Consider the following 13,630-nt stretch of genomic DNA (forward strand, 5'->3'; position numbering starts at 1 on the left):
GCATAATTGTGCGTTAAAGCATCACTAGCGTCAAAACAGAGTCTGGCTAGCGAAACGCCACATAAGAAAACCTATCGGCTTGTATATTAAGAAAAATATGAAATTAGAGACGTTTAGCAAAGAGATTGGCAAGCAGATTACTGCACATCATCTCATTTTTGAGACAGTTACTTAGGTTACGTTTAGGGATTAATTACTTATAGTAATCAACATCAAAGCAATACTGATTTTTACTGGTAATAACCTATGAGCACTGTCTGTAATGCACAATAATGACAGTTCACCGAGCACATTTAGCATAGCAAAAGGAATACTGTCGACAAAGGTAAGCACATTCGCACCTATTTTGGGTATTTTCTTTTTTGTGTTCGCTTTGGCGATAATTAAAAACTTTTACGACACTAATCGGCTGGCAACCCGTTTCGGTGAACAAGCCATTACACAACTGGAACATCACATCAATCAAACGTCGGATGAACTGAACCAGTTAAGTAAAAACATTTCAAAGCACTACCAAAGAGAAGACATCATTGCTCTGAGGAGCTATGTATTTCGCTCGAAAATGGTCAAAGAAGTGGGCATGTACAACGCTCACGGGACTATTTTTTGCACCAGCAATGAAGGCCATACCACCATTCATTTGTACAAACATATTCTTGACAGGCTTAAACAATCTCCAACGAATACGACCATTTCATTAACCAAATCTCGCAGTAAAGAGCAAACATTTTTTGTCTATGCTTCACAGCCAGATATGAGCGGCCTCAATGCACTGATGCCTCCAGAACAGTTTATGAACCTAGTCGCTCCTAAACTTGCCAAATGGCACTACAGCTATCAGGTCAACGTGTTAAGCCAAAGTATTCGCAGTGATCAGGAAGAGATCGATTCTGCTCATACTAGCTTTCTCTTTAAATCCGATCATTACCCACTCTCAATTCAGATCTACTTAAATAACGGATCTTATGCTTACCATTTTCTCGATAACTTATGGCTTGTCTTGCTTACAGCAAGTATTATCTCTTTGATTTATCTTGCTTATTACAACTATCACCTCAGCCGAAATACCTTAGAAGTCTCTTTGAGAGAGGCAATATCAAACCATCAGTTGGAACTCTATTTACAACCGATCGTCGATATTACCGAAAATAGAATTGTTGGTAGCGAAGCGCTACTGCGCTGGAATGAACCCTCTCAAGGCTATATTTCACCCACCATTTTTATCCCGTTGTCAGAGCGTATTGGCGTGATTCACCAAATCACCTACCGTGTGTTGAAATTGGTGACAGAATGTGTGGAGCAGCACAAACATGCGTTGCACGATCAATACATCAGCATCAACGTCAGCCGGTTATTGATCATTGATAATTACTTTATGGATTACATGAAACGCTACGCGGCAAAACACCCAGCCATTGTTCCACGACTTCTGTTGGAGATCACCGAGGACAACCATTTCAACGTGGACGAGTTGAAGTTAGCCATGGAAAACTTACAGCGACTGAAACAGCTAGGCTTTAAAATCGCCATTGACGATTTTGGCACTGGCTACTCGGGTTTAAATTTTATCCACCAACATGACTTCCATACTCTCAAAATTGATCAAGTGTTTATTAAAAGCTTGCATCAAAATTCAGCCATTACTTCGGTGTTAGTGTCGATGATTAAACTAGCAAAGCAATTGAACATGCGGCTGATTGCTGAGGGCGTTGAGAACCAAGATCAGGTGAGAGAATTAGAGCTGTTGGGTGTACGTTACATCCAAGGTTTTTATTATTCTGAACCTATGTCTGTAGAGGCGTTCTTCCGATTCACCCTGTCCGCCAAGCAGATCGCACACCGCTAATCACGCGATCAATCGAACGACGGTTTAAATTCAGTTACGACTTAAATTGAGCTTGCAGCGCACGGCTGACGGGTAACTTATCATGACCAATCAAGACGTACATTTTACCCGTGAACTCTTTTTTCACTTTATCTATCTTGGCAACATTCACTGCCGTTGAACGGTGAATTTGCCAAAACTGATTCGGGTCAAGCTGCTGCAGCAACTCTTTCAATGAACTGCGCAGTAAGAACTCCTGCACTCCAGAATCACTCTTTATGTATATGGATAAATATTTGTCTTCAGCTTTGGCGTACAACATATCCGCCACCGAAATCAGGTGAATATCTTCACCTTTTTGAACTTTTAACCAGCTTAAAAACGACGGCGATGCCTGTTGGCTTATATGCTGTATCTGCTGTAAAAGGGTTTGCAAATCAGGTAATTGTCGCTCAGAAGAATGCTCGGCTAATCTTAGCTGCAACTTAGTACAGCACTGCACTAAACGCGCTTCAGAAAGCGGTTTCAATAAATAATCCGCCGCATTGGCTTCAAAAGCTTGAATGGCATACTCGTCATAGGCGGTGATAAATACAATCAGTGGTGGCTTTGCCAAACCAGCCAATTGCCTCGCAAGCGACATACCATCCATTTCTGGCATTCGAATATCAATAAAGGCCACCTCAGGCTGATGCTGCTCAATCATGGACAATGCCACGCGTCCATTTTCGGCTTGCGCGACAATATCGAGCTCTGGCCACACTTCTCCTAATGCACGGTTTAAATGATGCCGCAATAACGGTTCATCATCAGCAATAATAGCGGTCGCAGAGACAGTACTCATGTGGCACTTCCTTGTAGTTGGTCCAATAATAGCCGCTTTATTCTAATCGTTGCCGTCACGCCAGCATCATGATTTTGGGCGATAGTGAGACACGCATCATCAGCGAATAGGCCGCTTAAGCGCTGGCGAATATTATCCAACGCAATACCATGCCCTGCTGAAAGAGCACTCGGCTGCAATCCAATGCCACTGTCACAGACACTGACTTCAAACCACTCGTCATAAATTTCACTTTTGATGGTCACTTTCCCCCCCGCGGCTTTAGGCTCAATACCATGGCTAACAGCATTCTCAACCAAAGGTTGTAACAGCATCGGCGGCAAAGGAATGTCATCCGCTGCGCCAGGCATTGCAATCTCATAATCCAGCCGATCACCTAAACGAATTTTTTGAATACCCAAATACGCATCGACTAAATGTAACTCTTCACGTAGCGTTGTGGTGCGATTGCGGTTACTACGCAGCGACCCACGCAATAAGTCGGTTAGTTTTTCGAGCATCATTTGCGCTTTATAAGGCTCAGAGCCAATCAACACGCTGATATTGGCAAGCGTATTAAATAAGAAGTGTGGTTCAATTTGACTTTGTAACTGCTGCAACTGGCTCAAAATCAAGGCTTTCTCTTGTTCAGATTGACGCCGTTTGGAGGCTTCCAGCGCTTTTTCAGCAATCAGCTTTTGTTCATGCGCGTAGAAGTAGAAAAAGCAAACGCCAGTAAAAACGAAACCGAGAAAAATCACCGGTTTCATTGCTGAAAAATGACTAAAGTGCGCGTATTTACTAAGCCATAAATAAGCGTGTAACGTACCGAAAATCATCGACCCCGTGAGCGAAAAAACGTTCACTAAGCGTGCGGACAACTGCGGTGCGAAGCGACTCAGTAAGTGAGCAATGGCCACTGCGCTGTAACCGTAGCCAAAGCTTATTGCTAAGTGCAACGTGATATCACTGGGCCAAATAGCCTGAGTGGTAAAGGCGATCACCACACAAAACAGCGAAGTAAATAGCAAGCTTTTGGCAAGATTTCGAATCTCAACTTTCTCGCACATTAGAATTTCCCTTTCATATTTAATAGAATCATATGCTTATCTGGTAAGTTTGCATATGTAGAGTCAGCAGGCCCAGTCATAAAACGTGCGGCCAGTTCGATTTCGATAGAGGCTGTACCCGAATCGTACACTGAGTAATTGAGCCATTGGGTAGCGATCACGCCGCCATCTTGCGGTGCAATCAGCACATCAAGTGTCGGCACTAAGCCTTGCAACCATTCAATACTCTGGCTCCACTGCCAATGACGCCAAGCTTGGCTATCTAACGAAGCATGCAACATCACATTATGCTGCACGAGATTCACGTGGTTATAGCCTTGTGCGTAAGACCAACCTAACGCTTGATTATGCTGATAACGAACCGAATCCGCGTTGGTCTGCGCTTGTTGCCACTGCTCTTTTCCCCAACTGCGACTGTCGAACCAATATTCTGCAATGACGCTTTGCCCATCACTTCCCGACCAGTTTAACCCCACCAGCGCCTGATAGCCTTGCGTTCGCGATTCAAGAGCCATTCGCGATTCAATCTCTTGTTGTTGAGAGTAAACTGCTTGAGCCAATGCGCTAGGCCGTTGGTACGCCAAATAATGACGCTGATAGAGCGCTGATGCATGCACTTCCCATGCGTCAGTGAGCACAGTAACAAACGAGCTACCCAGCACGCCGCGTCGAACGTCATCATAATAAGCAATCGCCTGCCATTCGGCATTGCCCATCAACTGATAACGCCTTACGCCCGCCCCTTGTTGTTCGGTCATTTGTTGTAACTCGCGGCCTTGCTGCTCTGTCCAAGAGGAATCTGTATAAAAAAGCGTCCATTCACCTTGCAGATCATAATAAGAAGCAGAGAGCGTTCCTGCCCCCTCTTCTACCTGAATCCCGACCGGATTGCGGCGATAAGGCTGAAAGAGATCAAGCGGACGATAACCGTAGCCCACTCCCCAATCCAAGCGCACTTTTCCTAGTGTCAGCTCAAACGGCACATCAGCCAGCACTAGGCTGCCTTGCCAAAACAGTTCTTGTAGAATGAACTCGCTGTCGGCGTGCTGCTGTGCATCGCTACTCCACAAGGCGTTTTGTTTGATAGCCACTAGACCCAACCAGCCATGCCACCTCATTTCTACATCCAATAACGCCTCAATCTGCTGCGTATCGCGCGCTTGATTACTAGGAAAAAAAAGGCTGTCGCGATGCGCCGTGGTGGATACGCTCATTACCCAATCCCAATCAAAACTGGGGGCTTCTGCCCGCGCAGCTAAGCTCAATACACTGGTTAAAAAAGCGAACGCAACACGCTTCATCTCATAACTCCGATAGACTGTTACGAGTCAGATAGGCGGGGTTGTAATATTTTTCATCTAGCTCCATGGGCTCGATGTGTTGATACTCAACCACCGTTTTTTTGGTCGGTTGAATTTGATCAAGCAGCGTCATACTGGTTACGCGCATTCGTCCCTCTTTTTCACCAGCGCGAAACCAAGCCTGCTTGGCCAGTTTTCCAGAGCGTAAATACAAAGAAGCTTTGATTGGGAAATCGTTCTCTTTATCCAACCATAAGATAATTTGCTGGTAGTTCGCCCCTTCTGTGACAGCCAGTAATGACAACTTATGCGTCAGGTAAGGTTGACCACTGGGTGTTTCTATCTGCTCTTCACCCATCAATTGACTTTGGTAATCCTCGCTCCACGTCAGTGTTGAAATATCGCCCACCGAAGCCTCACCAAGCAGTTTTTGCATTGGCGTAATACGAATAGGGCGGCGGCTTTTTGGCATCAACAACCAGTAGTTTTCATCGAGCATCAGCATTTTTTGCCCCGCTTCAACGGAGGATTTGAACACCACTAACGAGTCGCGATTGGCTTTGGTATACACGTGATATTGACGCGTTTTATCGAGCTCACCACGTTCATAAAGCGACACCAAAGAGACGACTTTAGCCGCGCTGTAACCAAGGCGATATTGGTCGGCGTTTTTGGTCATTTGCCCTGCATCCAGCGCCGCCCAGCCAGCGGCCGAGTAGCCACCGCTAAGCGTGATCAGTAATAACATCATCCATTTATACATAAGCCAGTGCCTCCGTGATTGGCTTGTTGACTCCTTTGCGTGCCGACAACCAAGCCGCTGCAATACAAATGCTCAGTACGCCAAACGCACTCAGCAGAACCAATTCCCATGAAAAATAAATATGCAAAGGATACCCTTCCGTGCGTCCCGGTGGCGGTGGCATTTGCACATCGACTACCATCAATAACACGCTTGTTAGTGCATTGAGCGCCGCACCCACCAGCGTACCTAAAATGGCTAGCAGTACGGCTTCACGTATGAAGCTGGCGACGATTTCATTTGGGTAAGTGCCAAGCGCCGACAGCGTTCCGATTTCCCGGGTTCTCTCCGTGACCGACATGGTTAAGGTGTTAAATAGCGCGACGAAAACCACCAACCCCATCACCAAGCCCATGATGCCGAAGATGCGATCGTAAAGATCTTTTACTTTTTGATAAAAAAACGCGCGCTGCTGCCAAGGCGTCACTTGAATCGCTTGGCGAAGGCTCATTAATGACAGTTTGTTTTCAACCCAATGCCGCATGCTTTCTGTCTGTTCGGTGCTAAACAAAAACAGCGATAAGGTGCTCACTTTATTCGAAGCTAACAGCTCAGAGGCCGATTGAATGTGCAGATACAATTGGCGTTTATCCAATTCAGGCACTCCCGTGGAATAGATGCCGTGCACTTTGAAATCAACCGCGTTGAGCGCGCCATCAGCGGTACTGGTCAGTAAAGTAACCCAGTCACCAATCGACACGTTTAAGTTTTTGGCGAGATCCACCGACAGCATCACTTCCGGCTCACTCGCATCAAATCGAGGGGAGTCAATATTGGACAAGGTTTTGCCTTGGCGAACGTCCAAAAATGGCCCTTTCATATCAAACTCTTTATGGTTAACGCCGGAACCGACAAAAATGGTCGATTTGCTACCGTTAGAGACCAACCCGCTAAACTCAATGCGTGGCTGAATGCCTCGTATCCGCTTATCGTCGATTAATCGCTCAACAATCAACGCACTGTCGGCAATCCCATTAGCCAGTGGCGACTCTTCATCTTGCTCAAAAAAGCCCGGTTGGCTGAGCGTTAAATGCCCAGTGTCGCGCGCAGTGGATTCGCGCAGTGCTTGGTAAGTGTAAAGGCCAAATCCTCCGGCGCTAGTCAATGCGAAAACCGCAATGGCAATGATCAATACCGAAAGTAGGCTGCGGCGGCGATTGCGCAGTAAATTCAGCGCCGCCATACGCCATTCCATAGAAATCAGCTTGCCCATTTCATCGCCTCCTGAATCACTTTGCCATCTACAAGCTGCAAGGTTCGGTCGCAGCGGTTGGCCATGCGCGCGTCGTGCGTAGCCACAATAAAAGTGGTGCCCATTTCGTGTCCAAGGCTTTTCATGATGTCGATCACCACATTGGCGGTATGGCTGTCTAAACTGGCGGTAGGTTCGTCGGCAATCACCATTTCTGGGTTATGGATCAGTGCGCGCGCAATGGCTACGCGCTGTTGCTGACCGCCTGAAAGGTGATCCGGCCGGTGGTGAGCCAGCGTTTCTAACCCCACTTTGGCCAGCATAGTGCGCGTTAAAGTACGCTGATCGCGCAGGCTGTAGCCGTTTAGCATCAATGGGTAAGCAATATTTTCCGCCGCTGTCATCACCGGAACTAAGTTGAATTTTTGGAAAACGAAGCCTAATTTTTTGCGGCGCAGCGCCGCCGCCTCTCTTGGATCGGTTGGGTAAGGGTAACCCGCCAGTTCAATGTCACCTTGGTAATCTTGATCAAGCAGCCCTAAGATATTGAGCAAAGTGCTTTTTCCCGAACCTGACGGGCCGCACAGCGCTAGCATTTCACCTTGTTTGACTTCGCCATTCACCGCGCTCAACGCCAGCAGCGGCTGCATACCTAATTGGTAGGTTTTACTGATCTGTTCAAATCGTAGCATTTTGTTGCCCTCCCTCATTCGCTTTTCAATTCATGCGTTTTTTCAGTCAATCCGTTTTCAATCAACGCATTTGTAATCAAAGCCTTGGCTTGGATGATTTGCGGATGCTCTGCTGGCTGGTTGTCAACTTGCTTGCCTTGCTTCTGGTGGTTTTGCATCTGGGCAAGCCATTGCTCTGCTTGAGGAGTGTCGTTGGCACGAAGGGCGGCTTGAATGGCGTATCGATAAACCCAAGCAGTGGCGGCAAAAGGTTGTGCAGTCAATTCGGGTTCAACAAGAAGGTCGAGATACAAATCATAACCACGCTCAAAATGGTTGAACATATCGGGCAGTGAGGTGTAAGTCGCGGCCGAAACCGCGCGCGTTAAATAGCTATCCGGCAGCCCCATGACGCGCTCTTGTTCAGCAAGCGGCTGCGGGTGATTGCTGAGTAAAGTCAGGCCTTTGTCTATGGTGGCCAAGCCTTCTTCGACGTATCTCATCTTATTCCAAGGCATGAATGCATCACGCTCTTGCAGGGTTTGTGCACTGCCCAGATAAGCTAAGCTGAGCGGTTTGGCCCCTTGCTGTTTAATCAACTGCTCTAGTTGGTGAAGCACAAGCTCCACTTTGTCACTGTCGCCTTCGGCCGCTTGGTTGTACTGCATAATTAAAGCGTCGCTTGGATTAGCTTGAACAGCCGTGATGCTTAGCAGCAACCCGACACTGAGTAGCAGGTTGCGAAGTGAGCGTGAATAAGAAAATGTCGTCATCATGATGGTCCCTTTCATTCGTTGGTGATGAAATTTGCTTGATGACGACAGATTACGCAGCAAATAGGCCAGATGCGCCACTTTGCGATAAAGGGGGATTATGCAGCGTTAATGGCTGGCTGGATGACGTGAATGGGAAGTAGACAAAAAAACCAGCCACTGAGGGCTGGTTGGGAGAGTGAGATTAAAACCTAATCGTAATACTGAAATAATAGCAATACGAAAAGCGTATCGCGGGGCAAAAACATCTGTTTTCAAAAGCATCTGTTCTAAAAAGCACCTGTTCCAAAAAACATCCGCTCTATGGCACGCCATGCCCTTTGGCGGCGACCCAAACCCGATACCACTGCTCGCGGGTCAGTTCTAAATCAAGCGCAGCAATTGCCGCTTTGACGCGGTTAATCTTACCAGAGCCAATAATCGGCAGCGGCTTAGAAGGCAGACGCAGTACCCAAGCGTAAATAACCTGATCAATACTGTCTGCGCCGATCTCTTGGGCGATCGCTTCTAGCTCACTGCGCACACGTTGGGCTTGTTCAGTCTGACCGTTAAAAATCTCGCCGCCAGCTAAACAAGACCAAGCCATTGGGCGAATGCGCTGCGTTTGCAAATGATCCAAAGTGCCATCGTGCACCACATCGAAATTGAGCGGGTTCATCTCCACTTGGTTGGTCACTAACGGTTTACCTAGGCGAGATTGCAGCAGTTCAAACTGGCGCGGGCTAAAGTTCGACACACCAAAGTGCTTCACTTTGCCCACTTTGCGCAGTTCAGAAAACGCTTCGGCGACTTCATCGGCATCCATCAAGGCATCTGGGCGGTGGATCAACAGCAGATCGATTTCGCTCACACCAAGTCGTTCCAGCGAATTATTGACCGACTGATAGATATGCGCAGAACTGGTATCGTAGTGGTTTATCTTACGCTGCGGCGTTTTTGCGCCACACAAATTGATATCACACTTAGTGACGATTTGGATCTGCTCGCGCAGCGCGGGCTCCAGCGCTAAGGCTTCACCAAACAGTTTCTCGCACTGGTAGTTACCATAAATATCCGCATGGTCAACCGTGCTAATGCCCAATTCAATGTGCTGTTTTAAAAACGTTAAACGCTGTTGTGGCGTCATGCCCCAATCTGCCAAACGCCAATAACCTTGTACTAGCTCTGAAAAATCTGGCCCTTGCGGCGCGATTGTTACTTTAGCAACCATTGGTTGTCTCCTTTGACTTAATTGCCGTCATCCTAAGCAGGTTTCGATGACGGCTCAATGAATCTACCGAATAAGTTAAGATTACGCGCCGAAGTTGTGAGATTCACTACACGTTGACAATTTATATCGCTGGAAAATTCATCGCTTCTACGCCCCCAAGCCATGCTTTGTGATCAACGCCAAATTCTTAAGGCTTAGGCACAAGAATGATGTCAACTTCTCTCTCTGCTTTTATTGTTAGCGATGAAGCACCTCGCCCTACAGCGACTGACGATAATGCAAAAACGAATCACCCTAACCCATGAAGGCCAAGGATAGAGCATGAAATTCTCCACGTTAACACTCGCACTTTGCGCTGCCGCGCCTGTTGTGTTTGCCGCGCCCAATCTGACCATTTCGACCACCACGACTAGCCGCGACTTTCCGCTGGATGCGAAAACGCCTTTAGTCATTCCCTTGACCAAAGAAAGCTACACAATAAAAGTGTCAGGGATTGAGGGCCAGTGCAGTGCGCCAGCTCAGCAGAGCATCAAATTCAACGCGCCCATCGCCCTCAATTGTGGACAAGAAACCGAACTGCCGCTGACGATACGTTTCACTGGCGATTACGCCTTCGCTTATGACGGCGAGCAGCAGACCTTAACCTTTGTCCGCCAAGCCAAAAAATCCACTACTAGCAAATTTAAACGGCCGATACCGAGTGTTTCGTGCGAGCAGTACCAAGGCGGTGAAGTGACCTTACAACTGGGCAATACGTTCCCCGATGGCACACGACTAAAAGAGACATTTACCGGCCAAATCCTCAGCGTGAAAAATAGCCAAGTCACCTTAATGCCGTCACCAACCAGTGGTGGATTGGTGCTGCTTGCCCCCGCAACGGATGCCGCCAGCGAACCCTTTGCCTACCGCAATGCCACGATTTACTTTGTGATGGTGGACAGATTCAACAATGGTGACCCAAGTAACGACAATAGCTATGGCCGTAAAAAAGATGGCAAAGAAGAAGTGGGCACTTTCCACGGTGGCGACCTAAAAGGTGTGATTGCCAAACTCGATTACATCAAAAGCTTAGGCACCGACGCGATTTGGCTTTCGCCGATTGTGGAGCAGGTGCACGGTTTTGTCGGCGGTGGTGACAGTGGCTCGTTCCCTTTTTATGCCTATCACGGTTACTGGACGCGTGATTTTACCAAGATCGATCAAAATTTTGGTGATGAGGAGGATCTCAAAACGCTGGTCACTGAAGCGCATAAACGAGGCATAAAAATCTTGCTCGATGCGGTGCTCAACCATTCCGGCTACGCCACCTTGGCTGACCTGCAATTTGATCAGATTGAGGTGGTTAATCCCCAAAATTTACCGCAAAAATGGGTTGATTGGATGCCGAAAGCTGAAGAAAACTGGCACAGCTACAATCAATCCATTGATTATCAAAGCGCCAACTGGTCGCAGTGGTGGGGCAAGGATTGGGTTCGCGCTGGGTTGCCCGGCTACCAGAAACCCGGATCTAGCGATATCACGATGACGCTGGCCGGCTTACCGGATTTTCGCACTGAATCAACACAAGCGGTGACGCCGCCGCAGTGGCTACTTAATAACCCCGGCACTCGCGTGGTAGCGCGCGAACAGTATAGCGTTGCCGATTACTTAATTGAGTGGCAAACCGATTGGGTAAAACGCTTTGGTATTGATGGTTACCGCGTCGACACCGTAAAACATGTGGAAGGCGAGGTATGGCGACGCTTAAAAAGCGAGGCATCACGCAGTTTAGATGCTTGGCGTGAGCAAAACGGGCAGCAAGGGCAACCCTTTTGGATGATGGGCGAAGTATGGGGCCATTCAGCTTACCGCAGCCCCTATTTTGATGATGGCTTTGATGCACTGATCAACTTTGATATGCAAAAAAGAGTCGATAAAGGCGCAGCCTGCTTAAGCCAAATGGCGATGGTGTACCGCGACTACGCGCAAACGCTAGCAAAATACCCAGATTTTACCCCCGTGAGCTACCTCTCTTCTCACGATACCGAGCTGTTTTTTAGCCGTTTTAACTCCTTTGAAATGCAGCGTAATGCCGCCAATGCATTGCTTCTCGCACCGGGTGCGGTGCAAATTTACTACGGTGATGAAGTCGCACGTCAAGTTGGCCCTTACGCCGATGATTTTCACCAAGGCACGCGTTCTGACATGGTGTGGTCACTGGATGAAGAGCGACAAGCGCTGCTGAAGCATTGGCAAACGCTAGGCCAATTTCGTCAATCGCACCCTGCCATTGGCGCAGGTATTCATCATGAGATTGAACAGCAAAATGCCTATCTGTTCTCTAGAACGTTAAATAATGACCGTGTCGTTATTGCTTTTGTTGGCCGTTAAACCCACCACAGAGGTAGTTGCAAACACCATAGTGACTGCCTCTGTTTCTTCACCATTTTTTGGTCAAATAATTTAAACTCACCCACCAAAACATCAATATTATGAACGTGTTGAAGCATAAAAATTAACTTTAGCACAAGCTAAACCAATTACCCTGCCAAATAAGCACAACTCTACTAGTCATACCAAAACTGTCAACTTTTCATTTGATTTACAAATACTTACACACTATCATTCGCCGCTAATTGAAATAAAGACATCATTTTCTTTGACACATCAACAACACAAAATTAACATCTCGCATTGCAATGCCATTACCATAACAAGGCCTTAGGAGGTCGAGAATGATCATCAAACCCCGCACGCTACTCGCGCTATCAATATTGACAGCGTTTAATGTTCACTCTGCAGGCTTCCAAGTGGCAGAGCATTCAGCCTCAGGGCTAGGACGTGCTTTCTCTGGTGAAGGAGCGGTGGCCGATAACGCGAGTGTGATTGCACACAACCCCGCAGCCATGACACGGTTTGATACGACGCAGTTTTCTGGTGCACTGTCCATCGTTGACCCAGAGGTTGATGTATATGATGTGAAAAACCAACAGAAAATGAACGATGTTGCGCCACTGCAAGTAGTTCCCGCGGCTTACTACGTCAGTCCAATCAATGAAAAATGGGCTTGGGGGATGGGAATATTCACTACTTACGGCGTAGCTACAGACTACCCTAATGATATTTATGCAGGCGATCTTGCAGGCGATACTTCTCTTCTTTCTGTCAATTTAAACCCGAATATTGCCTACCGTGTTAACGAACAGCTTAGTCTCGCTGCGGGTATTAACCTCGTCTATGCCGAAGCAAAACTGACACGACATAAAGGTGCTTTAGCCGTATTTACTGGCGGCTCTGCCTCTGACAACCTAGTCGGAATGACTGGCGAAACCATAGCTTTGGGCTGGAACATAGGTAGCTTATATGAGTTCAACCAAAACCACCGTGTCGGTTTTGCTTACCGCTCTGCTGTTGATCTGGATTTTGATGATGGTGAGTTTTCAAGCTATAGCTCAGGTGTTGCAACAAACGCTGTTGTTGAAGGACGTTTAAAAATCACGCTACCTGCGATGTGGGAAGTTTCCGCATTTCACCAACTCACTGATAGCGTGGCGTTGCATTACGGGTACCAACGTACCGACTGGAGTTCATTCAAAGAGTTAAAGGCAACATCATCACAATGTACCAACGGAGAGTGTTTTTATAAGTCTGAAAAGTATGAAGACAGTGGCCGTTGGTCATTGGGTTCAACTTATCAATTAAACTCGACTTGGACATTACGCGCCGGTTTTGCTTTTGATGAACAAGCTGGCGAAGCCACATTGAGTATTCCAGATAGCGACCGTTATTGGTATTCAGCGGGCGTGAGCTACGTGATCAGCGACTCGCTATCCATTGATGCGGGTTTTGCACTGGTGAAAAGTAAAAGCGGCACGTTTACCGAAACCAACAAACTCAATGAAACATTGACGTTTGAATCACAAGGGACTGCTTACCTTAGCGCTATTCAACTTAACTACACATTCAACTAAACTCAGGGATAAG

The 13,630-nt window shown here is 47.3% G+C and carries 11 protein-coding genes; 3 read left to right on the forward strand and 8 right to left on the reverse strand.

Annotated elements, in window-relative coordinates:
- Positions 1 to 364: 364 nt before the first annotated feature.
- The gene (locus tag N5E84_RS20835; RefSeq protein ID WP_232513708.1) at positions 365 to 1,846 is read left to right on the forward strand and encodes an EAL domain-containing protein; all 1,482 of its coding nucleotides are present in this window, start codon (positions 365 to 367) and stop codon (positions 1,844 to 1,846) included.
- Between the two features lie 34 nt (positions 1,847 to 1,880).
- Here the strand turns inward: N5E84_RS20835 and N5E84_RS20840 are convergent, their stop codons facing one another.
- The 8 genes from N5E84_RS20840 to N5E84_RS20875 all read right to left on the reverse strand — a co-directional run bounded on the left by N5E84_RS20840 (position 1,881) and on the right by N5E84_RS20875 (position 9,667).
- The gene (locus N5E84_RS20840) at positions 1,881 to 2,669 is read right to left on the reverse strand and encodes a LytR/AlgR family response regulator transcription factor (RefSeq protein ID WP_019282637.1); all 789 of its coding nucleotides are present in this window, start codon (positions 2,667 to 2,669) and stop codon (positions 1,881 to 1,883) included.
- On the reverse strand, positions 2,666 to 3,718 hold the full coding sequence (locus N5E84_RS20845) for a sensor histidine kinase (RefSeq protein WP_017042182.1): 1,053 nt from the start codon (positions 3,716 to 3,718) through the stop codon (positions 2,666 to 2,668). The genes N5E84_RS20840 and N5E84_RS20845 overlap by 4 nt, the downstream gene beginning before the upstream one ends.
- Positions 3,718 to 5,019, reverse strand: a complete 1,302-nt coding sequence (locus N5E84_RS20850) for a hypothetical protein (RefSeq protein WP_019282638.1) — start codon at positions 5,017 to 5,019, stop codon at positions 3,718 to 3,720. The genes N5E84_RS20845 and N5E84_RS20850 overlap by 1 nt, the downstream gene beginning before the upstream one ends.
- Position 5,020: 1 nt before the next feature.
- Positions 5,021 to 5,782: an outer membrane lipoprotein-sorting protein gene (locus tag N5E84_RS20855; protein ID WP_019282639.1), complete on the reverse strand. Its 762-nt coding sequence runs from the start codon at positions 5,780 to 5,782 to the stop codon at positions 5,021 to 5,023.
- Entirely contained in the window at positions 5,775 to 7,034 is a 1,260-nt protein-coding gene (locus N5E84_RS20860) for an ABC transporter permease (RefSeq protein WP_019282640.1), read from the reverse strand. The genes N5E84_RS20855 and N5E84_RS20860 overlap by 8 nt, the downstream gene beginning before the upstream one ends.
- Entirely contained in the window at positions 7,022 to 7,705 is a 684-nt protein-coding gene (locus N5E84_RS20865; RefSeq protein ID WP_020477135.1) for an ABC transporter ATP-binding protein, read from the reverse strand. The genes N5E84_RS20860 and N5E84_RS20865 overlap by 13 nt, the downstream gene beginning before the upstream one ends.
- 14 nt (positions 7,706 to 7,719) lie before the next feature.
- A complete protein-coding gene (locus N5E84_RS20870; protein WP_019282641.1) occupies positions 7,720 to 8,538 on the reverse strand; it encodes a hypothetical protein in 819 nt (272 codons plus the stop codon).
- 220 nt (positions 8,539 to 8,758) lie between these two features.
- A complete protein-coding gene (locus N5E84_RS20875; RefSeq protein ID WP_013868390.1) occupies positions 8,759 to 9,667 on the reverse strand; it encodes an aldo/keto reductase family oxidoreductase in 909 nt (302 codons plus the stop codon).
- Between the two features lie 321 nt (positions 9,668 to 9,988).
- Between N5E84_RS20875 and N5E84_RS20880 the strand changes: the two genes are divergently transcribed.
- Both N5E84_RS20880 and N5E84_RS20885 read left to right on the forward strand, forming a co-directional pair.
- Positions 9,989 to 12,037: an alpha-amylase gene (locus tag N5E84_RS20880; protein ID WP_019282642.1), complete on the forward strand. Its 2,049-nt coding sequence runs from the start codon at positions 9,989 to 9,991 to the stop codon at positions 12,035 to 12,037.
- 344 nt (positions 12,038 to 12,381) lie between these two features.
- Entirely contained in the window at positions 12,382 to 13,617 is a 1,236-nt protein-coding gene (locus N5E84_RS20885) for an outer membrane protein transport protein (RefSeq protein WP_019282643.1), read from the forward strand.
- Positions 13,618 to 13,630: the final 13 nt, after the last annotated feature.

Source organism: Vibrio sp. J502, from assembly GCF_025397955.1.
Classification (GTDB): Bacteria; Pseudomonadota; Gammaproteobacteria; order Enterobacterales; family Vibrionaceae; genus Vibrio; species Vibrio anguillarum.

Bases quoted from the DNA above. Each gene is read 5' to 3' on its own strand.
- N5E84_RS20840 (WP_019282637.1), bottom strand. From the start codon at position 2,669: ATGAGTACTGTCTCTGCGACCGCTATTATTGCTGATGATGAACCGTTA.
- N5E84_RS20845 (WP_017042182.1), bottom strand. From the start codon at position 3,718: ATGTGCGAGAAAGTTGAGATTCGAAATCTTGCCAAAAGCTTGCTATTT.
- N5E84_RS20850 (WP_019282638.1), bottom strand. From the start codon at position 5,019: ATGAAGCGTGTTGCGTTCGCTTTTTTAACCAGTGTATTGAGCTTAGCT.
- N5E84_RS20855 (WP_019282639.1), bottom strand. From the start codon at position 5,782: ATGTATAAATGGATGATGTTATTACTGATCACGCTTAGCGGTGGCTAC.
- N5E84_RS20860 (WP_019282640.1), bottom strand. From the start codon at position 7,034: ATGGGCAAGCTGATTTCTATGGAATGGCGTATGGCGGCGCTGAATTTA.
- N5E84_RS20865 (WP_020477135.1), bottom strand. From the start codon at position 7,705: ATGCTACGATTTGAACAGATCAGTAAAACCTACCAATTAGGTATGCAG.
- N5E84_RS20875 (WP_013868390.1), bottom strand. From the start codon at position 9,667: ATGGTTGCTAAAGTAACAATCGCGCCGCAAGGGCCAGATTTTTCAGAG.
- N5E84_RS20880 (WP_019282642.1), top strand. From the start codon at position 9,989: ATGAAATTCTCCACGTTAACACTCGCACTTTGCGCTGCCGCGCCTGTT.
- N5E84_RS20885 (WP_019282643.1), top strand. From the start codon at position 12,382: ATGATCATCAAACCCCGCACGCTACTCGCGCTATCAATATTGACAGCG.